Source organism: Pigmentiphaga sp. MLSB6-MA01 (assembly GCF_058793475.1).
This window is the reverse complement of record NZ_JBXAFV010000022.1, coordinates 1-25,717: the sequence shown is the minus strand read 5'-3', so window position 1 is coordinate 25,717 and position 25,717 is coordinate 1. Positions and strand designations below refer to the sequence as shown.

General features: G+C 68.2%; 19 protein-coding genes. 18 read left to right on the top strand and 1 reads right to left on the bottom strand.

Going from position 1 to position 25,717, the window contains the following annotated elements:
• The first annotated feature begins 51 nt into the window (after positions 1-51).
• The 16 genes from AC1Q6E_RS26870 (at position 52) to AC1Q6E_RS26795 (ending at position 23,008) form a co-directional block, all read left to right on the top strand.
• On the top strand, positions 52-1,665 hold the full coding sequence (locus tag AC1Q6E_RS26870; protein WP_492573875.1) for a sensor domain-containing diguanylate cyclase: 1,614 nt from the start codon (positions 52-54) through the stop codon (positions 1,663-1,665).
• A gap of 82 nt (positions 1,666-1,747) precedes the next feature.
• Complete coding sequence (locus AC1Q6E_RS26865; RefSeq protein WP_492573874.1) at positions 1,748-2,992, top strand: MASE1 domain-containing protein; 1,245 nt, start codon at positions 1,748-1,750, stop codon at positions 2,990-2,992.
• An 8-nt stretch (positions 2,993-3,000) separates the two neighbouring features.
• Positions 3,001-4,317: an HdeD family acid-resistance protein gene (locus tag AC1Q6E_RS26860; protein WP_296560413.1), complete on the top strand. Its 1,317-nt coding sequence runs from the start codon at positions 3,001-3,003 to the stop codon at positions 4,315-4,317.
• Between the two features lie 240 nt (positions 4,318-4,557).
• Positions 4,558-4,845 (top strand): co-chaperone GroES, encoded by a 288-nt coding sequence (gene groES, locus AC1Q6E_RS26855; RefSeq protein WP_087781765.1) that lies wholly within the window; start codon positions 4,558-4,560, stop codon positions 4,843-4,845.
• A gap of 62 nt (positions 4,846-4,907) precedes the next feature.
• A complete protein-coding gene (gene groL, locus AC1Q6E_RS26850; RefSeq protein ID WP_152794115.1) occupies positions 4,908-6,563 on the top strand; it encodes a chaperonin GroEL in 1,656 nt (551 codons plus the stop codon).
• A 162-nt stretch (positions 6,564-6,725) separates the two neighbouring features.
• On the top strand, positions 6,726-7,706 hold the full coding sequence (locus AC1Q6E_RS26845; protein ID WP_492573873.1) for a GNAT family N-acetyltransferase: 981 nt from the start codon (positions 6,726-6,728) through the stop codon (positions 7,704-7,706).
• 390 nt (positions 7,707-8,096) lie between these two features.
• Positions 8,097-8,570: a cellulose biosynthesis protein BcsD gene (gene bcsD / locus AC1Q6E_RS26840; RefSeq protein WP_152794119.1), complete on the top strand. Its 474-nt coding sequence runs from the start codon at positions 8,097-8,099 to the stop codon at positions 8,568-8,570.
• A gap of 7 nt (positions 8,571-8,577) precedes the next feature.
• Positions 8,578-8,979 carry a hypothetical protein gene (locus AC1Q6E_RS26835; RefSeq protein ID WP_492573872.1) on the top strand — a complete coding sequence of 134 codons (402 nt, stop codon included), beginning with the start codon at positions 8,578-8,580 and terminating at the stop codon, positions 8,977-8,979.
• Positions 8,980-9,014: 35 nt separating this feature from the next.
• Positions 9,015-11,225, top strand: coding sequence for a UDP-forming cellulose synthase catalytic subunit (gene bcsA / locus AC1Q6E_RS26830; protein WP_296559722.1), 2,211 nt, complete (start codon positions 9,015-9,017; stop codon positions 11,223-11,225).
• Complete coding sequence (bcsB, locus tag AC1Q6E_RS26825) at positions 11,222-13,516, top strand: cellulose biosynthesis cyclic di-GMP-binding regulatory protein BcsB (RefSeq protein ID WP_492573871.1); 2,295 nt, start codon at positions 11,222-11,224, stop codon at positions 13,514-13,516. The genes bcsA and bcsB overlap by 4 nt, the downstream gene beginning before the upstream one ends.
• Positions 13,517-13,533: 17 nt before the next feature.
• A complete protein-coding gene (gene bcsZ / locus AC1Q6E_RS26820) occupies positions 13,534-14,757 on the top strand; it encodes a cellulose synthase complex periplasmic endoglucanase BcsZ (RefSeq protein WP_152794125.1) in 1,224 nt (407 codons plus the stop codon).
• A complete protein-coding gene (locus tag AC1Q6E_RS26815) occupies positions 14,733-19,070 on the top strand; it encodes a cellulose biosynthesis protein BcsC (protein WP_492573870.1) in 4,338 nt (1,445 codons plus the stop codon). Before bcsZ ends, AC1Q6E_RS26815 begins: the two co-directional genes overlap by 25 nt.
• Positions 19,071-19,110: 40 nt before the next feature.
• Positions 19,111-19,773, top strand: a complete 663-nt coding sequence (locus tag AC1Q6E_RS26810; RefSeq protein WP_152792760.1) for an SGNH/GDSL hydrolase family protein — start codon at positions 19,111-19,113, stop codon at positions 19,771-19,773.
• Positions 19,770-20,423: an alginate O-acetyltransferase AlgF gene (locus AC1Q6E_RS26805; RefSeq protein ID WP_152792761.1), complete on the top strand. Its 654-nt coding sequence runs from the start codon at positions 19,770-19,772 to the stop codon at positions 20,421-20,423. The genes AC1Q6E_RS26810 and AC1Q6E_RS26805 overlap by 4 nt, the downstream gene beginning before the upstream one ends.
• 33 nt (positions 20,424-20,456) lie before the next feature.
• Entirely contained in the window at positions 20,457-21,866 is a 1,410-nt protein-coding gene (locus AC1Q6E_RS26800) for an MBOAT family O-acyltransferase (protein WP_492573869.1), read from the top strand.
• Entirely contained in the window at positions 21,866-23,008 is a 1,143-nt protein-coding gene (locus tag AC1Q6E_RS26795; protein WP_492573868.1) for an alginate O-acetyltransferase AlgX-related protein, read from the top strand. Before AC1Q6E_RS26800 ends, AC1Q6E_RS26795 begins: the two co-directional genes overlap by 1 nt.
• Positions 23,009-23,030: 22 nt before the next feature.
• Here AC1Q6E_RS26795 and AC1Q6E_RS26790 read toward each other — a convergent pair whose 3' ends face one another.
• Positions 23,031-23,954 carry a Bug family tripartite tricarboxylate transporter substrate binding protein gene (locus tag AC1Q6E_RS26790; protein ID WP_296558358.1) on the bottom strand — a complete coding sequence of 308 codons (924 nt, stop codon included), beginning with the start codon at positions 23,952-23,954 and terminating at the stop codon, positions 23,031-23,033.
• A 209-nt stretch (positions 23,955-24,163) separates the two neighbouring features.
• Here AC1Q6E_RS26790 and AC1Q6E_RS26785 point away from each other — a divergent pair, with 209 nt between their 5' ends.
• A complete protein-coding gene (locus tag AC1Q6E_RS26785) occupies positions 24,164-24,556 on the top strand; it encodes a diacylglycerol kinase (protein WP_152792765.1) in 393 nt (130 codons plus the stop codon).
• A gap of 87 nt (positions 24,557-24,643) precedes the next feature.
• A complete protein-coding gene (gene pyrF / locus AC1Q6E_RS26780; protein ID WP_296558343.1) occupies positions 24,644-25,471 on the top strand; it encodes an orotidine-5'-phosphate decarboxylase in 828 nt (275 codons plus the stop codon).
• Positions 25,472-25,717: the final 246 nt, after the last annotated feature.

The following is a 25,717-nucleotide window of genomic DNA, read 5'->3' as shown; positions in this document are numbered from 1 at the left end:
TAGGCTGGGCAAAAACAAGGGAGCGGGCCAGGCCGTCCCGCTCCGTGGCAGATGACATCCGTTCCAGCGCAGTCCTCTTCATCCGATATGCCGGCCAGCCATGCCCGGCGCAGCAGGACGATCTCGATACGTGTCGGCCTGCTCGCCCTGGTCGTCGTCTGTACGCTCCCCGCCACGCTGGTCGCGGGCCTTGCGGTGTACGAAACCTATGCGCTGCGCAAGACACGCATCTACGAAACCACCGTATTGACCGCCCGCAGCCTGGCCTCCGACCTGGACCAGGAACTGGAAGGCATCGGCGCGGGCCTGCGCGTGCTGGCCGGATCCAGCGACCTGGTGCGCAACGACCTAGCGTCGTTCCAGCAGCGCGCCATCGAAGCGCTCAAGTACCAGGACATCGATCGATACGTCCTGACTGATCTCCACGGCAACGAAATACTCGACACCTCGTCGGCCCCACCCGGCACCCTCACGGGCCACGCCCGGCTGCCGGACCTGCCGCATGTCTCCCGCGGCGGCAGCCATCCCATGGTGGCAAGGCTCGCGTCGCCGCGCGGACGGGGCGTCACCATCATCGTCGGCGTGCCGGTCACGATAGAAGACGAGGTCCGCTATCTGCTTTTCGCCGACCTCAGTTCGAACCGCCTGGGCATCCTGATGAACCGCCATACCTTGGACGAAGGCTGGGTCGCCGCCCTGCTCGACCGCGATGCGACCATACTGGGCCGGACCCGCGAAGAAGCGCGCTTCGTCGGCGAACGGGCGGTGCCGTCGTTGGCCGACGCGGTACAGCGCCAGCACGAGGGCACGCTGCCCAGCCAGACCAAAGAAGGCATCCCCGTCTTGACGGCATTCAGCCACCTGGCCACGACGCCCTGGGCCGTCGTCGTCGGCGCCCCCACCGCCGCGTTCACGGCCGATCTCTACCGCGCCATGGCCTGGGTGGCCGGCGGCGGCTTGCTGGCCATCCTGTTCGGCCTGGGGCTTGCCTACCAGTTGGCGCGCCGCATCGAGCAGGCGGTGGGCAACCTCGTGGAGCCCGCCCTGGCGCTGGGCGCCGGCCATCGCATCAGTGTGGCGCCGCCGCACTTCAAGGAAACGGCGGCCGTGGCCGAAGCCATCGAGCACGCCGCCGATACGCTCGAACACGCGCGCCAGCTCGCCTATTACGACCCGCTCACCAAATTGAGCAACCGGGTCCTGTTTTCGGAATTGGCCCGGCGCGCGATCGCCGCCGCACAGCGGTCCCGGACGTCGCTGGCCCTGGTCGCCATCGATCTCGATCACTTCAAGACCGTCAACGACGTCCACGGCCACAGCACGGGCGATACCGTGCTCCAGATCGCCGCGCGCCGCATGGTCGACGCCGTCCGCCGGTCCGACGTGGTCGCGCGCTACGGCGGCGACGAGTTCATGGTATTGCTGGACGGCACGGGCCCCGCCGCCGCCGAGGCCGTCGCCAACAGCCTGGTGGAAGCGCTGTCCGAGCCTTACCCCGGCGTCTCGCCCCGGGTCAGCGCCTCGGCCGGCATCGCGGCCTTCCCGTCCTCGGGCACCACGCTGGAAGCGCTGATCAGCCGCGCCGACGCCGCGCTGTACGCCGCGAAGTCCCACGGCAGGCATCAGGCGGTACTCGACCCGGGCGCCGAAAGCGCCGGCCGTTGACCGGCCGTGCCATCTTTATCCTTATACTTTCGCCTGGGCAGAGCCGTCTCGGCGGCCACAAGAACAACCACCGGACCCCTCCATGCCTTTCGCAAGCCTGCTTGGACGCATCGTGCTCTGGGCCGCGCTGTATGTAGCCTGCGCCCATCTGTCGTTCGCCCTCGACGACCCCCTCACGCAAATATCCTTCGTCTGGTTCCCGGCCGGCGTGGCCGTCGCCGCCCTCTTCGCCATGCCACGGACGGCCTGGGCGGCCCTGACCGCCGCGCTGTTCGCCGCCGACCTGGGACTTTCGGCGCTGACCGGCCACCCCCTGGTCCCCTCCGCCTGGCTTGCCGCCCTGTCGCTCGCCTCCACGCTGGGCATCGCCTGGTTCTCGCAACGCTACGCCCAGGGCCGGGACGACCTGCACGCGGTGCTGGGATGGGTGGCCATCACCTTCGTGGCCAGCGCCATCGCGGCGGTGGCCGGCAGCGCGGGGCTGGCGCTGATCAAGCGCGAAATCCCGTGGGATGCGGTGTCCGATCTCGCATGGATCTGGTGGGCGGCCACCGTGACCGGTGTGCTGTTCGGCGTCTCGGTGCTGATGGGATTCATGGGCTTTCGCACGGTCGAAGCCCCGCCGGGACCGATCGGCCGTACCGTGGGCATCACCGCGTGGCTGCTGCTGGCGGCCATGACCTGGTACGTGTTCGGCGTGCACCGCCCGTCCACGTCCGCGGCACCGCTGCTGCTGGGGCTGGCCTGCATCCCGCTGGCACTGGCCACCGTGGTCACGCTCAGCGGCGGCAACCGGATGGGGTCGCTGGCCGTGCTGACCATGGCGGCCATCGTCATCTACCACTCCAACGCCGGTCGCGGCCCCTTCTTCCTGCGCGGCTTCCTGCCCGGCGAACCCCTGCTGCTGGTCCAGTCCTATCTGGTGTCGGTCGCCATGCTCCAGGTCTTCGTACGGATGCTGACCCGCGGCATCCGGCGCCCACGCATGGCCGGCGCGCATGATGCCGGCGGCCGCGAGACCCTGTACCGGCTGGACCTCTCCTCGGGCACCATCATCTGGGATGCGCCGCCCGACGCCCGTCCCGGCCCCGGAACGCTGGACGAAGTCCTGCGGCAGGTCCATCCGGACGACCGCCAGGGTTTGCAGGAACGCCTGCGCGCCGCCGACGGGACGCCCGGGCTGGATCGCCCCTTCCCGTTTCGCCTGGCGACCGCGCCCGGCCAGTGGACGACCGTCGTCGACCTTAACCGCGGGGCCATGATGGGCCCCGACGGCGCCTTCATCATCGGCAGCTGGCAACTGCCCACGCCGCACTCCGGCGCCTAGAGGAATCCATGATCCAGCTCGCCCTGCTTCTCTTCGGCGCCGGCTTCGCCCGCAGAAACGTCCATCTGCTGATCCTGATCGGCTTCGCCTGGGCCGCCCTGGGCGCGATCATCGCCCTGGACGGCATGGACGGCGTTCGCTACTTCCCGCTGACGCTGTTCGGCGCCCTGCTCCTGGTGGAAAGCCTGGTCACGCTGACCGTCGCAGGCAGCGGCATGGGCGCCCAGAAAGCGGTCCTGGCCTTCAAGGGCGGCATCTTCCTGCTGATCGCGCTGCTGATCCTGACCGGCGGATCGGTCAGCAACCTGCTGCTGGCCATCATCCTGGGCCTGACCTACTTCGTGCTGGGCGTGTTCCAGATCGCCTCGGCCTGGGTGCTGCGCTACGACCGCTGGCGCCTGTCCGTGCTCGGCGGCTGCGCCCAGGTCCTGTTCGGCCTGTTCCTGTTCCAACCCTACCCCAGCCACTACGCCGGCACCGTCTCGTACTTCATCGGCATCACCATGCTGGCCGCCGGCATCAACACCATGCGGGTCGCCGCCCGGGCCCGGAAGCTGAGCGAACAGTCATCCATGTTCGACCTGCTCGCCCCCCTGGACCTGCGCGCGGCGGACGCGGATGCGAATCCGCCGCCTTCCCCGCAGCCACCCGCGCCGGACGGCCCCCTGACCGTCCATGTCTGGACCCCCGTGGGCTCGGCCAAGGACAAGACCGTGTCGCGGCCGGTATTCAACCGCTACATCGCCGCGGTCGACGTGCAGGGCGTGATATCGACCGGGCACGCCGCCATGGAAGCACCGCCGTCCACCTATATCAGCCTGTATCCGGCGGTAGACATCGACCGCTCGCCCTCCGAATTCTTCAACCTGCTGAAGGCGGTCAAGGAAAACGACGTCCCGGGCAAATTCCAGCCCGACTACCCGACCGAGTCCAAGGCCTGGTGCCCGTCGAACTGGCAGGTCAGGTTCGACCGGTACGACCACCAGAAACTCCAGGCCTTCTGGCAACGCTACCGCGGGCAGGAGATCTACAACCTGACCCGGCGCAACTGCTCCAGCTCGGTCTCGTACGCGCTGGAATCCGCGCTGGACGGCGTGCTGGACGACCGCAGCCGGAGCGTGCGGCAGGTGCTGCGCACCCTGTTGATGCCCGAGCTCTGGATCGCCGCGCAGGTCCGCCAGCGCGCCCAGGTCATGGCCTGGACGCCCGGCCTGACGCTGGACTACAGCCGGGCGCTGCGCGCGGTCATCCATCCGGTCCAGAAGTCCTGGTTCTCGCGCTTCCTGGCGGCCGCCACGCGCATGACCTCGCGCAGCCGGGCCTGAGCCGGGACGGGCCCGGGTGGAATAAGGGCTGTCCCGGATGCCCTCCCCCTTGAAAGCCCCCCATGCCATCCCTATAATTAGCACTCGATTGCCAAGAGTGCTAACAACGCTGCTCACGCGGCGCCAGGCCCTCCTGGCAACAGGCTGAGGCACCGCGTTTCTACGCGGCACCGGCTAAATGCGGCTTTCCAGCCTCTTTTTCTGACAATTAGACGTCAACTTCGAACATCAGGAGTTTGTATGGCCCTCCGTCCCCTGCACGATCGCGTGATCGTCAAGCGCCTGGACAACGAGCGTAAAACCGCGTCCGGCATCGTCATCCCCGACAGCGCTGCCGAAAAGCCCGACCAGGGTGAAGTCCTGGCCGTCGGCCCGGGCAAGAAGACCGAAGACGGCAAAGTGCTGCCGGTCGACGTCAAGGTCGGCGACAAGGTCCTGTTCGGCAAGTACGCCGGCCAGGCCGTGAAGGTCGACGGCGACGAACTGCTCGTCATCCGCGAAGAAGAAATCCTGGCGGTGATCCAGTAAGCCTCCTCGGCCTGCTGTCCGATCCCCCGGTATTCAACACAATCATCCAAGGAATTTCGTAAATGGCTGCCAAACAAGTCCAGTTCGGTGATGACGCCCGCGCCCGCGTCGTCCGCGGCGTAAACGTCCTCGCCAACGCCGTCAAGGTCACCCTCGGTCCCAAGGGCCGCAACGTGGTCCTGGAGCGCTCCTTCGGCGCCCCCACCGTCACCAAGGACGGCGTGTCCGTCGCCAAGGAAATCGAACTGAAGGACAAGTTCGAGAACCTGGGCGCCCAGCTCGTCAAGGAAGTCGCTTCCAAGACCAGCGACAACGCCGGTGACGGCACCACCACCGCCACCGTGCTGGCCCAGGCCATCGTGCACGAAGGCCAGAAGTACGTGACCGCCGGCCTGAACCCGATGGACCTGAAGCGCGGCATCGACAAGGCCGTCGCCGCCGCCATCGAAGAGCTGAAGAAGATCAGCAGGCCCTGCTCGTCGAGCAAGGAAATCGCCCAGGTCGGCTCGATCTCGGCCAACAGCGATTCGTCGATCGGCCAGATCATCGCCGACGCGATGGAAAAAGTGGGCAAGGAAGGCGTCATCACCGTCGAAGACGGCAAGTCGCTGGAAAACGAGCTGGACGTCGTCGAAGGCATGCAATTCGACCGCGGCTACCTGTCGCCCTACTTCATCAACAACCCCGACAAGCAAGTCGCGGCCCTGGACGATCCCTTCGTCCTGATCCACGACAAGAAGATCAGCAACATCCGCGAACTGCTGCCCGTCCTGGAACAAGTCGCCAAGTCGAGCCGCCCGCTGCTGATCATCGCTGAAGACGTCGACGGCGAAGCCCTGGCCACCCTGGTCGTCAACAACATCCGTGGCATCCTGAAGACCACCGCCGTCAAGGCCCCTGGCTTCGGCGACCGCCGCAAGGCCATGCTGGAAGACATCGCCATCCTGACCGGCGGCACCGTGATCTCGGAAGAGACCGGCCTGTCGCTGGAAAAAGCCACCCTGCAAGAGCTGGGCCAGGCCAAGCGCATCGAAGTGGCCAAGGAAAACACCACGATCATCGACGGCGCTGGCGACAGCAAGGCCATCGAGGCGCGCGTCAAGCAGATCCGCACCCAGATCGAAGAAGCGACCTCGGACTACGACCGTGAAAAGCTGCAAGAGCGCGTGGCCAAGCTGGCCGGCGGTGTTGCCGTGATCAAGGTCGGCGCTGCCACCGAAGTCGAAATGAAGGAAAAGAAGGCTCGCGTCGAAGACGCCCTGCACGCCACGCGTGCCGCGGTGGAAGAAGGCGTGGTGCCCGGCGGCGGCGTAGCCCTGCTGCGTGCCAAGCAAGCCATCGTTGCCACCAAGGGTGCCAACGCCGATCAAGACGCCGGCATCAAGATCGTGCTGCGCGCCATTGAAGAGCCCCTGCGCACCATCGTGTCGAACGCCGGCGACGAACCCAGCGTGGTCGTCAACGAAGTGCTGAACGGCAAGGGCAACTACGGCTACAACGCGGCTACCGGCGAGTACGGCGACATGGTCGAGTTCGGCGTGCTGGACCCCACCAAGGTCACCCGCACCGCCCTGCAGAACGCCGCTTCCGTGGCTTCGCTGCTGCTGACGACGGAAGCCACCGTGGTCGAGCTGGTCGAAGACAAGCCTGCTGGCCCCGCCGGTGGCGGCATGGGTGGCATGGGCGGTATGGGTGGCATGGGCGGCATGGACTTCTAAGCAAGTCCCTTCCGCTGATCCCGGGTCCGCCCGGGACGCTGCCTCGAAACCCGCGAGCGTCCGCGCTCGCGGGTTTTTTCTTGCCTTCGCGTTACCCAGGCTTGACGGGGTTGCGCATCGCAACTATATTGGTTGCGATGCGCAACCCCGGAGAAATGGCCCATGCAGACCATGGATGCCTCCCCCCTTCCCCAAGACACCACCATCCAGGAACTCCGCGAGTTTTCCCGCAAACTGGTGCGCGAACTGGGATTCATGCGAGCCACCCTGGCGGATACGGATCTTGCGCCTTCGGCGGTCCATGCCATCCTCGAAATCGGAGCCGCGCCCGGCATCAATGCCCGGGACCTGGGCCATCTCCTGAAACTGGACAAATCGAACACGAGCCGGCAGTTGGCCAGGCTCGAGGCGGACGGCCTGCTCAGGCGCCAGGCCGCTGGCGATGATGGACGTTCGTCCTCGCTCTACCTGACTCCCCCGGGACAAGCGCTGCGAGAGAAAATCGATCGGTACGCCACGGCCCAGGTATCGGATGCGCTGCGGCGCATCGTTCCCGCCGACCAGCAGGCGCTCGTTCGCGCGCTGGCCCAGTATGGAGAGGCCCTGGCCCAGGGCGCCGGCGCCGATACGACGCCCCCGGCCACGGCATCCGGCATCCAGGAGGGCTATCGGCCCGGTTGCATCGGCGATATTGCCGGCCTTCACGCGAGGTTCTATTCGGACCACTGGCGCTTCGGCCTTTTCTTCGAAAAGAAAGTGGCGACCGAGCTGGCGGCTTTTGCCGAAACGCTGCCCGGCGACGGCAAGGCCCTGTGGCTACACGTGGAAAACGGCCGCACCCTGGCCTCGCTGGCCATCGACGGCAATCCGGCGGCGGGCACCGCCCATCTGCGGTGGTTCATCGTCGACGACGCCCTGCGCGGTACGGGCATCGGACGGCAATTGATGTCTCACGCGATGCGATTCGTGGACAGCCGCTTTCAGGAAACCTATCTTTGGACGTTCAAGGGCCTGGACGCGGCGCGCCACCTGTATGAGTCGTTCGGCTTCCGGCTGGCGCAGGAGTCGGAGGGCGAACAATGGGGGGCGAGAGTCACCGAACAGCGTTTCCGCCGCCTTCGCCCGGGAGCCGATCCGGGCTGACAGGGCCTGGCTGCCCCGCCGGTCCCTCACGTATAAAGATGTAGATAAATAACATAAACAAAGATGAAACTGACGCAACAAAACATTGCGTGGGTCATGCATCTAGGCTAAATTCCCGTTGTCTTCTCTGATTTACCCTGGAGGCAGACGACTCAAGACGCAAGGTCATGCTTCAAGAATACGTGCCAGAAACACGTAGCTCCGCCTTGCCAGAATGGGCGCAGACCCCATGAAGCGAATCCCCCCGACCTACTGAGGCCCTTGTCCCGTGCCCTCTCAGGGGACGCCCTCACCCGTACCCGCATTCCTTCGCATTCCGTCGCTCGAGCGCCTGGAAGCGTTGTGCATTGGCACGTGCGGACGAATCGATTACCCAGACAAGGATTGCCCATGGACGCCACTTCATCCGTCATCAGCTATCTTTCCGGCCGCCAATGCGCAACGCAGTGGAAGATCTTCCTGCTATCGACCGCGCAAGAACTGGCCGAGAAATTTTCCGCCGCCGAACTGCGCACCTTCATGCGCAGGGTGGGCGGCCGCTTCGGCCGCGAACTTCCCGTACCGGCCTGCGCCACGCTGGATGACATCCAGCTGGCCATGAGCCAGATCTGGACCCGCCTGGACTGGGGCTGGGTCCAGATCACCGACGAGACCGACCATCTGCGCCTGCAGCACTACTGCGCCCCCCTCGAAGCCGCGCTGGGACGCGAAGCGCTGGCCTGGACGCCCGCGTTCCTGGAAGGCGTATACCAGCAATGGTTCGAACAATTGGGCGCCGGCGACAGGCTGCGCGTTTCCCAGATTTCCGATTTCGACGGCATCAGCGGCATAGGCTTGCGCCTGGGGTCGCCGGCCTCGACCTGAGGTGGCCATGGACACATCCAATCATCCCGAAGCGGGGGACACCCCCCAACCCGATCCGACGCCACCGGCCGCGAGCCGCTGGCCCGCCCTGGCCCAGCGCCGCGCGGCGCCGGTCGCTGGTAGCGTCGCGGGCGGGCAGGCCGCCGAACCCGTTTCCACGGTGTACGTCCCGCCCACCCGCTTCCATCCCGCCGACGAATCGCCCTTGCACCAGGAAACGGCCGCGACCCCGGCTGCCGGCCATCCCGTCATCGGGATCGACGCCGCGGCCGCGCCCTTGCCTGCCCCGGCTCCGGCCGCCGACGAACCGATCACCGGAATATTCAAACGCCTGCGCGGCTACGCCGACGACAGCCAGCCCGGCCCCCAGCACATGCCGGCGCTGTTCCAGCGCCTGCTCAGGAATTAATCCATGAAGCCGAGCAAGCCCCGACGGAGGCCAGCGTGAGTCCGTTGCCGCCAGCCGTTCCCACCGTCCACCAGGCTCCGGCGGACGCGCGCGCCGACCGCGTGGCCGCCCTGCCGCTCTGGAGCCACCGGATCGTCCGGATCGTGCTGGCCGCCGTGGCCTGCTTCAGCCTGGCCGTGGTCATCACCGCCCCGCTGGAGGCGCTGCCGCAGCTGCTGCTGTCACTCACCGCCCTGGTGGCCGCGCTGCTGCTGCGCAACGTCGCAGGACGCCTGCCCACCGTATTGATGGTGCTCCTGTCGGCGACGATGTCGCTGCGCTACATGTACTGGCGGCTGACCTCGACGCTGGACTTCCAGAGCTGGCTGGACATCGCCTTCGGCTACGGCCTGCTGCTGGCCGAGATCTATGCCCTGTCCGTGCTGCTGCTGGGCTACCTGCAGACCATCTGGCCGCTGCGCCGGCTGCCGGCGGCCATGCCCGCCGACCCGGCGAGCTGGCCGTCGGTGGACATCCTGATCCCGACCTACAACGAGCCGCTCGACGTGGTGAAGCAGTCGGTGCTGACCGCCATCTCGCTGGACTGGCCCTCGGACCGCCTGCACATCTACGTGCTGGACGACGGCCGCCGCAAGGAATTCCAGGACTTCTGCTCGGAACTGGGCGTAGGCTACATCGCGCGCAGCAATAACGAATCGGCCAAGGCCGGCAACCTGAACGCGGCGCTCGAACTGACCAGCAGCGAATTCGTCGCCGTGTTCGACTGCGATCACATCCCGACCCGCTCCTTCCTGCAGATCAGCATAGGCTGGTTCCTGAAGGATCCCAAGCTGGCGATGCTGCAGACCCCCCACTATTTCTTCTCGGCCGATCCGTTCGAGAAGAACCTGCACACCTTCCGCGCGGTCCCCAACGAGGGCGAACTGTTCTACGGCCTGGTCCAGGATGGCAACGACCTCTGGAACGCGGCGTTCTTCTGCGGCTCGTGCGCGGTCCTGCGCCGCAGCCAGCTGGAGGAGGTGGGCGGCATCGCCACCGAGACCGTGACCGAAGACGCCCACACGGCGCTGAAGCTGAACCGGGCGGGGTACAACACGGCCTATCTGGCCGTCCCCCAGGCGGCCGGGCTGGCGACGGAGAACCTGTCCCGCCACATCGGCCAGCGCGTGCGCTGGGCGCGCGGCATGGCGCAGATCTTCCGCGTCGACAATCCGCTGTTCGGCAAGGGCCTGAGCCTGAGCCAGCGCATGTGCTACCTGAACGCCATGCTGCACTTCTTCTATGGCCTGCCGCGCCTGGTGTTCCTGACCGCTCCGCTCGCCTTCCTGTTCTTCGGCGCCCATGTGTTCCAGGCTTCGGCCCTGATGATCACCCTGTACGCCTTCCCCCACCTGATCCACGCCAACCTGACCAGCTCGCGGATGCAGGGACGCTTCCGCCACTCGTTCTGGAACGAAGTCTACGAATCGGTGCTGGCGTGGTACATCATGCGGCCGGCCATGCTGGCCCTCATCAACCCCAAGCTGGGGAAGTTCAACGTCACGGCCAAGGGCGGCGCCCAGGGCAAGGCGTGGTTCGACTGGGACATGGCCAAGCCCTACCTCGTGCTGCTGGCCCTGAACATCGGCGGCCTGATCGCCGGCCTGATCTCGCTGGCCTTCGCAGACTATGACTCGGGCGGCCTGTTCACCCTGGCGATCAACCTGCTCTGGACCGTCTACAACATCATCATCACCAGCGCGAGCATCGCCGTCGCGCGCGAAGAGCGGCAGTTCCGCTCGCAGCCCCGCGTCGCCGCGCAGATCCAGGCCATGCTGCGGCTGCCCAACGGCAAGACCATCGCGTGCAGCACCACCGACTACTCCGCGACCGGCCTGGGCATCCAGCTGCCGCCGGAACTGGAACGGCTGGAGATCGGGCAGGAACTGCACGTGGCCTTGTTCCGCGGCACCGAGCAACGGATCTTCCCCGCCACCGTGGTGTTCTCGACCGACCGTCACCTGGGCCTGCGCTTCGAGGCGCTGACCCTGCAGCAGCAGGTGGAAATGGCCGAAATGACCTTCGCCCGCGCCGACACCTGGGCCGAGAACTGGGGGCAGAACACCCCCGACGCGCCGCTGGTCGGCCTGCGGGAAGTCGTGCGTATCGGCCTGCTCGGCATGAAGCAACTCGCCCTACACGGAGGCCAGGCCCTGCGCGGCCGGCTGGCAGCCCGTCCTATCCACACCCGGATGAAGAACCGATGACAACCAGAAATCTTTCGCGCAAGCGCGCGTATCCGACTTCCGCCAAGCCGCTCTCGGTGATGCTGGCCGCCGCCCTGCTGCTGAACTCGCTGCCGCTGCAGGCCTGGGCAGCCGCGGCCGGCGACGAGGCGCGCGCCAAGCCCGAACAACTGGTGTCGGGAGGCCGCAACTACGGCGTCACGCTCAAGCAGCTCGGCGCGGGCACGCCCATGGTGATCCGGGGCGTGGAAGGCAGCTTCAGCCTGCCCTTCGACATCCGCGCCGACGAGGTCGTGTCCTCGGCGCAACTGCGCCTGCGATATACCTATTCGCCCGCGCTGCTGGCCGACCTGTCCCACATCAACGTGCTGGTCAACGGCGAAGTCGCGGCCTCGGTTCCGGTGCCGAAGGACAGCGCGGGCGAGCCCAAGGAAACCGTCGTCGACCTGCCGTCGCAGCTCATCACGCAGTTCAACAACCTGAACGTGCAGCTCATCGGCCACTACACGATGGAGTGCGAGGATCCCCTGCACTCCAGCCTGTGGGCCAACATCAGCAACCGCAGCACGCTGGAACTCACCGTCACGCCGCTGGTGCTGGCCAACGACCTGTCCATCCTGCCGCTGCCCTTCTTCGACCGGCGCGACAGCCGGCCGCTGGCGCTACCCTTCGTGTTCGCCGCCGCGCCGGACAACACCACCCTGGAAGCGGCCGGCATCCTGTCGTCGTGGTTCGGGGCGCTGGCGAGCTACCGGGGGGCGCGCTTCCCCACCGCCGTCAACCAACTGCCGGCCAAGGGCAACGCCATCCTGTTGACCACCGGCGAAATGCGCTCGGGCGGACTCGATCTTCCCGCCCCCAGCGGGCCGACGGTCACCCTGGTGCCCAACCCCAACGACATGTACGGCAAGCTGCTGGTGCTGGGCGGCCGCGACGCCAAGGAACTCAAGCGTGCCGCCCAGGCGGTGGTCACCGGCAGCAAGGCGCTGACCGGCCAGCGCGCGGTCATCACCCAGTTGGCGGAGCTGGAACCGCGCAAACCCTATGACGCGCCCAACTGGCTGCGCAGCGACCGTCCGGTCAAGTTCGGCGAGCTCGTGTCCCCCGCCAGCCTGAACGTCTCGGGCTTCTCGCCCCCCACCATTCCCGTCGACCTGCGCCTGCCCCCCGACCTGTTCGGCTGGCGCGAGAGCGGCATCCCGCTGGATCTGCGGTATCGCTACACGCCCCAGCAGTTGTCGACCAGCTCGACCATGACCCTGGGTGTCAACAATCAGTTGGTGAAGTCCTTCCCGCTGCCGTCGATCGAACGCCTGAACGGCGGCGATGGACTGCTGGCCAAGCTCCAGACGGACAGCAGCATTCCCGTGCGCGCGCAGTTGGAACTGCCGCTCCAGTTGATGCCGCCACGGTCGCGGCTGCAATTCCGCTACCAGTACGACTACATCAAGGAAGGCCAATGCCGCGACGTGATCATCGACAACGTCCGCGGCGCGATCGAGCCGGACTCCACGATCGACATCTCCGGTTTCAGGCACTACATCGCCCTGCCTGACCTGGGCGTGTTCCACAACAGCGGCTTCCCGTTCACCCGGATGGCCGACCTGTCGCAAACCGCCGTCATTCTTCCTGACAACGCGGGCACGGCCGAGTACAGCGCCTACCTGGGCGTGCTGGGCCGCCTGTCGGAATCGACGGGCTATCCCGCCATGAACGTCACGGTCGCGCGCGCCGACCAGGTGTCGGGCCTGGCGGACAAGGATCTCCTGGTGCTCGCCTCGGGCGACAACCAGCCCCTGCTCAAGCAGTGGAGCAGCCTGCTGCCCGTCTCGCTGGCCGAGGGCAGCCGCCGCTTCAGCCTGTCGGACTGGGTCTACCAGGCCTGGAACTGGGTCGTTCCCAACCCGCGCGAGGAAACCGGCCAGGCGCGCAGCTCGCTGGCCTTCACCACCGACGGCGCCAGCGTGGTGTTCGCCGGCCTCGAATCGCCGCTGCGCAGCGGGCGCAGCGTGGTCGCGATCTCGGCCACCCGCCCCGAAGGCCTGGCCGAAGCCGTGGATGCCCTGATCGGCGAGGACCGGACCGAATTCATCCAAGGCAGCGTGTCCGTCGTGCGCGGCAAGCAGGTCGACTCGCTGGTCTCGGGCCCGACCTACTACGTCGGCTCGCTGGGCTTCTTCAAGAGCATCCAGTGGTACGCCGCCCGCCAGCCCTGGATCCTGCTGCTGCTTGCCGTGCTCGGCATCGCGGTGCTGGGCATCCTGGTCTACATCGCGCTTCGCGCCCGGGCGGCCCGCCGCCTGAACGCCTGAGCGATGCCGGTCGCGAGATGAGGGCTTACCCAACCATCAGGCGGCCGTCATGGCGCCTGGCCGCCATGGTCCTGGCGCTGTCGTCCGTGCTGGCCGCGCCGGCCGCCGCCCGCGCGGACGGCGTGGCCGCCTGCGCGCCCGCCTGGCCGCTCTGGCAGGCATTCGGGACGCACTTCATCCAGCGCGACGGCCGGGTGCTGGATGCCAGCACCCCGCGCCTGCATTCCTCGTCCGAAGGGCAATCCTACGGCATGTTCTTCGCCCTGGTGGCCAACGACCCGGCCGCCTTCGACAAGATGTGGCGCTGGGCCGTCGACAACCTGGCCGGCGGCGACATAGGCGCCCGGCTGCCCGCCTGGCACTGGGGCAAGCGCGAAGACGGCAGTTGGGGCGTGCTGGACGACAACTCCGCCTCGGACGCCGACCTCTGGTTCGCCTATGCGCTGTTCGAGGCAGCCGACAGATGGCACCGCGACGACTACCTGCGCGACGCGCGGGCCCTCGTCGCGCGCATCGAAGCCGAGGAAACCGTCGAACTGCCGGGCCTGGGCCCCATGCTGCTTCCCGGCCGCCGCAGCTTCGCGCGGCCGGACTCGCTCTGGCAGATCAACCCCAGCTACCTGCCGCTGCCGCTGCTGCGCCGGCTGGCCACGGTTTCGCCGTCGGGCCCGTGGGCCCGGATCGCGGACAATACCGCGGCCCTGCTGGCAGCCGTCAGCCCCAAGGGTTTCGTGGCCGACTGGGTCGCCTACCGCGGCGCATCGCCCACCAGCGGCCTGTTCGTGGTCGATCCCCTCAAGGGCGACCCGGGCAGCTACGATGCCATCCGCACCTACCTGTGGGCCGGCATGGCCCCGACCGACGATCCGCTGGCCGCGCCCATGCTCCAGGCCCTGCGCGGCATGGCCGCCGCGACCGCGAGTACCGGCACGCCGCCCGAGCGCGTACGCGCCATGACCGGCCGTACCGAGGGCACGGGACCGTTCGGCTTCTCGTCGGCGCTGGTACCCTATTTCACGGCCAAGAAGCAGCCCTGGCTGGCCGATCTGCAACGGCGACGCGCCCAGGCCCTGCTGGATGAAAGCCTGCGCACGGCCGGCCCCGGTCGCCAGCCTCCGTATTACGACGTCGTGCTCAGCCTGTTCGGATTGGGTTGGGCCGAAGAACGTTATCGATTTCTGAGCACTGGACAAGTGCAACTATCCTGGGAGAAAACATGTCCGCCCACCATCGCTCGCTAGCGGCCCGGCGCCGGGCCGCCCCAGGCCAGGGCGACGCCCCCACCGGGGGCCGCCGCCCGGCGGCCGGGGGTGGTTTCCTGACGGCCGGCCTGCTGGCCGCGCTTGCCATTTCCCCTGGCCTGAACGCGCAGACCCCGCCCGCGGCTCCGGCGCAGACGCCTCCGGCCACGACCTCCTCGCTGCTCGAACAAGGCCGCTACTGGCAGGCCCGCAACAACGATGCGCGCGCCGCGGAAGCCTGGGGACGCCTGTTGCAGGCGGAGCCCACGAATGCCGAGGCGCTGTACAACCTCGGCTTGCTCGAGCTGAAGGCCAACCGCCCCGCCCGCGCCCGGGAATACCTGGCGCAGCTGCGCGCATCGGGCACGGCCGACCTCGACGCGGCGCGTCTGGAGCAAGAGATCAACCTGCGCGCCGGCGATAATCCGAAAGCGCTCGAACAGGCCCGGCTGCTGGCCAGCTCGGGGGAACTCGACAAAGCCGTGGCGCAATACCGGACCGTGTTTGGCGGCAAGACGCCGCAAGGCCGGATCGCGCTGGAATACTACGGCTACCTTGGCTACACCAACGACGGCTGGGACGAGGCCCGCCAAGGCCTGGAACGGCTGCAGCGCGAAAGCCCCGACAACGTCCAGGTCTCGCTCACGCTGGCCAAGCTGCTGACCCGCAAGGAAAGCACCCGGGCCGAGGGCATCCGCCGGCTGGCCAGGCTGTCGTCCCGCCAGGACGTCGGCGGCGACGCCGACGAGAGCTGGCGGGCGGCGTTGACCTGGTACGGTGATCCCCGCCCCGCCGACGCGCCGCTGTTCGAGGCCTACCTGAAGGCGCATCCGAACGATACCGAGATCCGCCAGCAATACAGCCGCACGCGCAAGGCCGGCAGCAGCAGCACCGCGGCCCGCTCCGTGGCGCCCTCGCCGCAAGACGCGCAACTGAGCCGCGCCTTCAAGGAGTTGGAAGGCGGCAACCTCGACAGCGCCGAGGCCGACCTCACCGCCCTGCTCCAGGCCAACCCCAACCACGCCGACGCGCTGGGAGGCATGGGTGTCCTGCGCCTCAAGCAGGAGCGTCCCGACGAGGCCGTGGAATTCCTCACGCGCGCCACGCGGCAGCCGCGCGCGCGCGGTGGCTGGCAACAGGTGCTGGGCGTCGCCCGCTACTGGTCGCTCAACGCCAGCGCCGAACGCGCACGCGAGGCCGGCGAACTGGAGAAGGCGCAGCAGCAGTTGGAGCAAGCCGTCAAGCTGTCGCAGAACGACCGGACGGCCGAGGTGGCGCTGGGAGGCGTGCTGGCCGAACGCGGCCAATACACGCAAGCCGAGAAAATCTTCCGCGGCGTGCTGGCGCGCGACAAGGACAACCTTGCCGCGCTGCAAGGCCTGGTCAACGTACTGGCGCAGACCGACCGCATGGAAGAAGCGCTGCGGCTGGTTTCGCAACTGAGTCCGGCCGACCAGCAGAAGATAGGCAGCGTCGGCCAGTTGCGCGCCACCCAGGCACGCAACGATGCCCGCAAGGCGAGCGACCGGGGCGACTATGCCGCCGCGCAGCGGCTGCTGGAAGACGGCCTGCGCGCGAATCCCGACGATGCCTGGCTGCGCCTGGACCTGGCGCGCCTGTACCTGAAGACGGGCAGCATCGCCGAAGCGCGGGGCGTGGTCGACGGCCTGCTGTTGACCAACCCCGACGACCCCGGCGCGCTGCAGGCCAGCGCCCTTTTGTCCGCCGAAGTCCAGGACTGGGACGCGGCGCTCAAGACGCTGGACAGGATCCCGGCGCGCAACCGGACCAAGGACGTCATCGACCTGCAGAAACTCGCCTGGACCCAATACCAGGTGTCCCAGGCGGTCAAGCTCGCGCGGGCGGGCCAGCCGGACCAGGCCAAGGCCATCCTCGCTCAGCTGGAGCCCGAGGTGGCGCAGAATCCGGGCCTGCTCGGTTCGCTCGCGTCGGCCTACATCGACGCCGGCGACAACATGCATGCCCTGGGCATGCTGCGCCAGGCCGTGGCCCGCACGGCCACGCCCGACAACGACCTGCTGCTGCAATACGCGGTCGTGCTGCTCAAGACCGACCAGGACGCGGAGGCCGCGGGCATCCTGCGGCAGTTGCAGAACCAGACGCTGAACGATCGGCAGACCCGCAGTTTCGAAGACCTGCGCAAGCTCTATACCGTGCGCCAGGCCGACGCGCTGCGCCAGCGTGGCCGCATCGCCGACGCCTACGACGTGCTGGCGCCGATGCTGGCCAAGTATCCCAACGACCCGCTGGTCGTGGGGGCGCTCGCGCGCATGTACTCGGCGGCCGGCGACGGCGCCAAGGCCCTGGCCCTGCACCGGCAATTGCTGGAGAAGGATCCCGACAATGCCGAACTGCTGACCGCTGCCGCCCAGGCCGCGGTACAGGCCCGGAATACCGACTACGCCGAGGCCGCGCTGGCCAAGGCCGTCAGCCTGCAACCGCGCAACCCGACGGTACTGGCATCGGTCGGCCGGGTCTACAACAGCATGGGCAGGAGCGGCAAGGCGGCGGAATACCTGAAGGCGGCGCTGGCCGCGCAGGCCGCGGCCAAGGTCCCGGCCGCCCAGCAGACCGCGGCGGCACCGGCCCCGCGGGCCAACGACGACAATCCCTTCGCCAGCCTGCCCGGCCAGATCCGCAGCAGTCCACCGGCCCAGCGCGTGGCCGGCGCGGCGCCGACGGACGGAGCGACCGTCTCCTACGGCGGGCCGGTCTTCGGCGATCCGATCACCGCGCCCGCGGCCTACGCCGCGGCGGCACGCCAGGACGGCGGACGCGCGCCCGCGGCGGCCACGCCCACGGCCGCGCGTACCGCGCCCATCGCCGCGGCACGCGCCTCGTCCAGCACGGAACCCTCGCCGGTCATCTCGTCGGTCCGCGCCGACCTGGAGCCGGCGACCGTCCAGGCGCCCTTCGTCGCCACGGTGTCGGCACCGCCTCCGGGCACCGTCCCGCCGCCCTCCCCCGGGGCCATCCCCGATCCGGTGATCGGCCTCGAACCGGCGCCCACGCTGCCGCCCTCCCCCTTCCGCCGGCCCAGCGCCTCGCAGGCCAACCTGGCCACGGCCTCCACCGCGCCCGCGGCCCCCAGGACGCTGGAACAAGAACTGGATGCGATCCAGCAGGCCCGCAGCGCGACCATCACTGTCGGCACGACCGTGCGCCAGCACAACGGCGCGGGCGGCATGGGCCGCATGCTCGACGTGGAAACCCCGGTCACCGTGGACTTCCCCGTCGGCGACGGCCGCGCCTATGTCCAGGCCACCCCGGTCACGCTGCGCGCCGGCTCGGTCGGCAGCGACTTCCCGACCAGCAGCCAGTTCGGCGGCGGCCCGGCCGCGGCGAACGCCCAGCAGCAGGGCGCCGTCGGCGCGCCCGGCTCGCAGAACGCCAGCGGCGTGGGCGTCGCCGTGGGCTACCAGTTGTCGGGGCTGAAGCTGGACCTCGGCGTCACGCCTTTTGGCTTTCGCTACCAGAACGTCGTGGGCGGCGCCCGCTTCGACGGCGAAGTCGCCAACGAAGACGGTCCGCGCCTGTCCTATGGCGTCGAAGCGTCGCGCCGCGCGGTCACGGACACGGTCCTGTCCTACGCGGGGGTGCGCGACAGCCGGACGGGGGAAAGCTGGGGCGGCGTCACGGCCACCGGCGGACGCCTGCGCGGCGGCCTGAACTATGACGGCTACGGCTTCTACGGCAGCTTGGGCTGGCACAGCCTGAACGGCCACAACGTGCAGTCGAACAGCCGGCTGTCCGCCGGCGCGGGCTTCTACACGCAGCTCATCCGCGAACCCAACCGCAGCCTGACGACGGGCCTGGACCTCACCGTCTTCGGCTACGACAAGAACCTGGGCTATTACACGGTGGGCAGCGGCGGCTACTTCAGCCCCCAACGCTTCGTCGCGCTCAGCGTGCCGCTGGCGTGGGCGGAACGCCAGGGCCGCTTCAGCTATCAGGTCAAGGGCGCGATCGGCGTGCAGCATATCAAGCAGGACGCCGTGAACTACTTCTCGGACCCGGTCCGCCAGGCCCAGGCGCAAGCCATCGCCGCGGCCTACGGCACCCAGGCCAGCTACGCCGGCCAGAGCAAGACCGGCATCGGCTACGGCCTCGCGCTGGCCGCCGAATACCAGCTCGCGCCCAAGTGGTTCCTGGGCGGCAATTTCAGTATTGACAACGCGCGCGACTACCGGCAATACAAGGGCGGCGTCTATGTGCGCTACGCTCTCGAGTCGCAGACCGGACCGGTTCCCATGCCGGTCCCCCCCTTCGCCTCGCCCTACGCGAGCGAATAACCGAATCACCTGACTGCTGTAGGCATCACCGGAGTACGAAATGGTTTCATTGATCGCGGGCCTGACGATCCTCATCATCGGCGACAGCCACCTGGCCACCCCCAGCTACCTGATCGGGTCGCTGCACGATGGCCTGCTCCGGCAGGGCGCCAAGAGCGTGCACACCATAGGCGTGTGCGGCTCGACGCCCGCCGAGTGGCTCACCGCCACGCCGGGCTCCTGTGGCGGCGCCGAACGCATCGGCAGCGCCAAGGCGGTCGTGCAGGGCAAGGCTGCCACGACCGTCCCCATTTCGACGTTGATCGCCAAGGAAAAACCCGACCTCGTCGTCCTGGTCTTCGGCGACACGATGGCCGCCTATACCCAGCCGGATTTCCCCAAGACCTGGGCCTGGCAGCAGACGACCTCGCTGGTCAAGGCCATTTCCTCCACCAACACCAAGTGCGCGTGGGTGGGGCCGGCCTGGGGCAGCGAAGGCGGCAAATACGGCAAGACCTATCCCCGCGTGCAACTGATGTCGAAGTTCCTGGAGGCCAATGTCCCGCCCTGCCAATACATCGACTCGCTGAAGTTCGCCAAGCCCGGACAGTGGGCCACGATGGACGGCCAGCACTTCACCCAGGCCGGCTACAACGCGTGGGGCGCGGCCATCACGCAGGCGCTGGCCAACGCGCCGGCAACCAAGGGAGCCACCGGTAAATGAAATCCACCCTGATCGCAGCCCTGGCCTGCCTGCCCGCGCTGACCGCGCACGCGGCCGGCATCGCGCTCTATCCGACGGGACCCGCCCAGGACTCTGCCTTCGTGCGCTTCGTCAACGCCACGTCCGGGCCGCTGGAGGTCCAGGCATCCGGCACCAGCGCGACCCTGCCGCTGCCGGCGGACAAGCCTGCCTCCGGCTTCATGCCCGTGGCCGCCGGCAAGCCGGTAAAGGGCAACCTGGCCGCAAGCGGCCAGAGCCTGCCCGTATCCGTCACGGTCAAGCCGGGCGAATTCGCCACCGTGGTCGCGCTGGACAAGCGCGCCACCGTGGTCATCAAGGAATCTCCCGACGATTTCAACGCCGTGCGCGCCTCGCTGGCGCTCTACAACGCCGACCCGGCATGCCGCCAGGCGGGGCTGCGCACGGCCGGCCGCAATGTCGGCATTTTCGAGAACGTCGGCCAGGGCCAGGCCAAGCGCCGCCTGATCAACCCCGTGGCGGTGTCCGTGGAGCTGACCTGCGACGGCAAGCCGCAAGGCGCGGCCCAGGACCTGGGGCCGCTCGAGGCCGGCCAGCGCTATACGGTCCTGGTCGTTCCCGGTCCCCAGGGCTCCCGCACGCTGTTCGCCAACGACGCATTGACCCGCTGACCCCGCCTCCCGAGTCCCCCACAGGTCGTTCTCATGGTTTTTGCGTCGCTGGAATTCCTTACGCTGTTCCTGCCGCTCTTTCTGCTCGTCTACGCGGCTTCGCCGGCATCCTGGCGCAATGCCGTGCTGATGTTCTCCAGCTGGATTTTCTACGGCTGGTGGAGTCCGCTGCTGCTGTTGTTGTTCATCGCGCTCATCCTCGTGGGCTGGATAGGCGGCATGGCCATAGACAGCACCCGCACCGAGCGCCAGCGCATGCTGATGCTGACGGCGTTCATCACGATCAACCTGTCCGTCCTGTGCTGGTACAAATACGCCAACATCCTGGTCGAGACCTTCAACCAGATCCTGTCGTGGAGCGGCGCGATGCCCGTTCCCTGGCAGAAGATCGCGTTGCCCATCGGCCTGTCCTTCATCGTGCTGCAGTCGATTTCCTACCTGATCGACGTGCAGCGCCGCGTCGTGCCGGCCGACCGCAGCCTGGTGAACTTCGGCGCCTACCAGGCCATGTTCGTGCACCTGATCGCGGGCCCCATCATCCGCTACGACTGGGTGGCGCGCGAGCTGCGCGAGCGCACCGTCGACTGGCCCCAGTTCACGCAGGGCGCGCGCCGCTTCATGATCGGCTTCGGCATGAAGGTGCTGATCGCCGATACGCTCTCGCCCCTGGTGCAGACTGCATTCTCCCTCTCCGCCCCCACCTTCCTGGATGCCTGGCTGGGCTGCTTCGCCTACAGCCTGCAACTGTTCTTCGACTTCGCCGGCTATAGCGCCATGGCCATCGGCCTGGGCCTGATGCTGGGCTTCCATTTCCCAGAGAACTTCAACCATCCCTACCTGGCCTCCAGCATCCAGGACTTCTGGCGCCGCTGGCACCTGTCGCTGTCGAGCTGGCTGCGCGATTATCTCTACATCCCTCTGGGCGGCAACCGCAAGGGCGAGGTGCGCACCTACGTCAACCTGCTGCTGACCATGGCCATCGCGGGCCTCTGGCACGGCGGCGACAACTGGAACTACCTGCTGTGGGGCACCGCCCACGGCCTGGCCCTGGCGGGCACCCGGCTGTGGGGCCATGCCTCGCTGCCCGCGCCGCCCGCCGTGCTGTCGCGGGTACTGACCCTGCTGTTCGTCATGCTGGCCTGGACGCTGTTCCGGGCACACTCGTTCGGCTCGGCCCTGGACATGTATGCCGGCCAGTTCGGCCTGAACGGCTACGCGCTGGGCGATGCCCTGCGCGTCCAGCTCAGGCCCGCCCACGTGATGGCCATGGTCCTGGGCGTGCTGTGCGTCGTCTATCCGGCGGTCGAAGCCTGGCTGGCGCGCGACGGCCGGCCGGCACTGCTGCGCGCCTGGGACGGCGCCTGGCCGGTGGCCGGCTTCCTGCTGGGCTTCTCGCTGATCGCCAGCCGCGGCGCGGTCCCTTTCCTCTACTTCCAGTTCTGATGGACAAGACCTCTTCCCGCTCCGGCCCGCGCTACGCGCTCGCGGGCTGCGTCATGGCCGCCATGCTGGCGGCGGGCCTGCTGTCCAACGGGTACGGCCTGCTGGTGGAACGATTGCCGCTTACCCGCAGCGCGCCGGACTGGCCAGGCTTCCTGGCGGGACGGGTCACCGCCGAGATCGCCGACACCATGGCCAAGACGCCGCTGCCGGCCCGATCGGCCAGCCTGGAACGCGGCGTCAGCTGGCTGGCCGTGGGCGACCTGGGCCCGCGCGTGCGGCAGGGCTGCCCGGACTGGCTGTTCCTGGTCGACGAACTGGAGCCGCACGCCGGCGGCGACGATGCCATGCGGGCGCGCGCCCGGGAAGTCGCGGAGCTGCGGACACGGCTGGCCGGACTCGGCATCGAGTTGCTCGTGGCCGCGGTGCCCGACAAGACCCGAATCGCGGCCGGCGAACGCTGCGGCGTCTATCGTCCGGCCGCGCTGGAGGGGCGCCTTCGCGACTGGAACGAAGCCCTGCGGGCCGCCGGCGTGCGGACCGTGGACCTGGAATCGGCGCTGCGCAGGCTGCCCGTACCGGGATTCCTGCGCACGGATACCCATTGGAACGAGGCCGGCGCCGAAGCGGCGGCGGACGCCATCGCCGCGGCCGCCCGCGCGCTGCCGGCGGCATCCGAGCGGCTGCAACCGCGCCAGGCCTTCACCGTCACGCGCGGCAACCTGGAACCGCTGGAGGGCGACCTGATCAGGCTGGCCGGCATAGACTGGCTGCCGACCGCGTTGCTGCCGGCCCCGGACCTGGAACCGCGCACGGCCTTCGCGCCCGTGGCGGCCACCGCCGCCCCGGCCAGCGAGGACGACCTGTTCGGCGACACCGACCTGCCACGGGTGGCCTTGATCGGTACGTCCTACTCGCGCAACTCGAACTTCGTCCCCTTCCTGGAAGCCGCGCTGCAGACCCGCGTGGTCAACTTCGCCCGGGACGGCGGCGAATTCGCCGGCGCCGCGCGAGCCTATTTCAAGAGCGACGAGTTCCGCGGCACGCCTCCCCGCCTCATCATCTGGGAGATCCCGGAGCGTTCGCTGCAGCGCCCGCTGGAAGGCGAGACCGACATCTGGGAAAAAGCCGCCACGACGCGTTGACGCCGCGGCGGCCGGTACGCGGCTATTCCACCTTCGCGCCCGAGGCCTTGACCACGGTTGCCCAGGTATCCACCTCGTCCTTGATGAACTTGCCGAACTGCTCCGGCGTGGTCCTGGCGGTGACGGCGCCCAGATCCTTGAAGCGCTGCTGCACGTCCGGCTTGGCCAGCGCCTTCTGCACGGAGGCGTTGACCTTGGCGATGACCTCGGGCGGCGTGCCCTTGGGCGCGATCAGCCCGAACCACGACGACACGTCGAACTTGTCGTAGCCTGATTCCATCATGGTCGGCAAATCGGGCGCGGTGGCCGAGCGCTCGGCCGTGGTGACCGCCAGCGCCCGCAGCTTGCCGGCCTGCACGTGCGGCCAGGCCGAGGGCATGTTGTCGAACATCAGCTGCACCTGGTTGCCGATGAGATCGGTCAAGGCGGGGGCGCTGCCCTTGTAGGGGATGTGGGGAATGTCCACGCCGGCCCGCAGCTTGAACAATTCGCCAGCCATGTGGATGGACGTGCCGCTGCCCGACGACGCATACGAAAGCTTGTCGGGATGCGCCTTGACGTAGGCGACCAGCTCCTGCACGTTCTTGACCGGCAGCGACGGATTGACCACCAGGATGTTGGGCACCTTGATGACCAGCGCGATGGGCGCGAAATCCTTGACGATGTCGAAGTTCAGGTTCTTGTACAGGGTCTGGTTGATGGTGCTGGTGACGGCCACCATGTACAGCGTGTAGCCGTCGGGCTTGGCGCGGGCGACCAGCTCGGCGCCGATATTGCTGCCCGCGCCGGGCTTGTTCTCGACCACGAAGCTCTGGCCCAGGTCCTCTCCCAGTTCCTTGGCGATGATGCGGGCGGCGACGTCAGTGGTGCCGCCGGCCGAAAAGCCGACCACGACGCGTACCGGCTTGTCGGGGTACGAGGCCGCCGCGGCGGGGCCGGCGGACATCAGGGAAACCAGCGCGGCCAGGCCGGCCGCCCGGGCCGATGACGGGAAATGCCTCATGGGTGCCTCTCCTTCTTGTATCGATAAGGAATCTTGCGGAGGGATCTATGTCAACATCCTCGTCCTGCTCCGACCATTGTTGCAAACCCGGAGCGTGCGCCGCGGCGGCGTTTCGCTGTATCCTGCCGCCGATCCCCCTTTACCCCGCTCCGATGACCGATCAACAGCATTCCCCCTACAAGAGCACCGGCGGCCTCCAGCGAGTCTTCCGCGCCTGGCGCTATTCGCTCCAGGGCCTGGGCGCCGCGCTCAAATACGAAGCCGCCTTCCGCCAGGAAGTCGCGCTGGTGATCATCCTGGTGCCGGCGGCGGTCTGGCTGGGCCGCGACGCCACCGAGGTCCTGCTGCTGCTGTTCAGCATGCTGCTGGTGCTGGTGGCGGAACTGCTGAACTCCGCGGTCGAGGCGCTGGCCGATGCGCTGTCGGTGGAAACCCATCCGCTGCTGGGACGCGCCAAGGACCTGGGCAGCGCGGCCGTGATGCTGTCGCTGCTGTTCTCCGCCGGGCTCTGGATACACGTGCTGGCGGGCCGGCTGCTGGCCTGACCCGGCTCGCCCGGGGGCCGGCGGGCCGTTTCGCGCCGGCCCCCGGATGATCCTACAATGGCGGATCGATTCCGTTCCCCTTGCTCCATGTCTTTCACCCGCAAACTGACGCAGGCCTGGGCCTCGTCCGACTCCCTGCTGACCGTCGGCCTGGACCCGGATCCCGCCCGCTTTCCCGCCGAACTGCGCGGACGGGCCGACCGTATCTTCGATTTCTGCCGCGCCATCGCCGACATCACGGCGCCCTACGCGTGCGCGTTCAAGCCCCAGATCGCCTATTTCGCCGCGCGCCGCGCCGAAGACCAGCTCGAAGCGTTGTGCCGGCACATCAAGGAGCACCACCCGGACATTCCGCTGGTGCTGGACGCCAAGCGGGGCGACATCGGCTCCACGGCCGAACAGTATGCCGCCGAGGCCTTCGAGCGCTACGGCGCCGATGCCGTCACCGTCAGCCCCTACATGGGCTCGGATTCGATCGAACCGTATTTCGCGTGGCCGGACCGCGGCGTGATCGTCCTGTGCCGCACCTCCAACCCCGGCGGTTCGGACCTGCAATTCCTGGAAACCGGCGGCGAACCGCTCTACCTGCGCGTGGCGGGGCTGGTCGCTGAAAAATGGAACCGCCATGGCCAGCTCGGCCTGGTGGTGGGCGCCACCTTCCCCGCCGAGCTGGCGGCGGTGCGCGCGCGCATCGGCGCCGACATGCCGCTGCTGGTGCCCGGCGTGGGCGCCCAGGGCGGCGACGTGCGGGCCACGGTCGAGGCGGGCTGCAACGCCGCCGGCACCGGCATGATGATCAACTCGTCGCGCGCCATCCTCTACGCCAGCGGTGGCGACGACTGGCGCGAAGCCGCGGCGCGCGTGGCGCGCGAGACCCGCGACGCCATCAACGGCTTCCGCCCCCGCCGCGGCTAGGCTGCATCGACATTCATGAATGTCTGGGGTCGGGTTCTTGAACCGTCCTTGACCGGTGGGGTGGGGCGATCGCAGGTCCAGAGATGGCAAGTTTTTTTCTCATCGAACAAGACGACCGTGCTGAAACTCACGGGGCTAAGTGACTAACGGTGCAGGTCTTGTCCGGGGGGCCGGGGCCGGGGGGCGGGCGGGGCGCATTCGGAGCCGCCGGTGGGGACAGGGTGGACGGGGAAGCAAGGGCGCAGC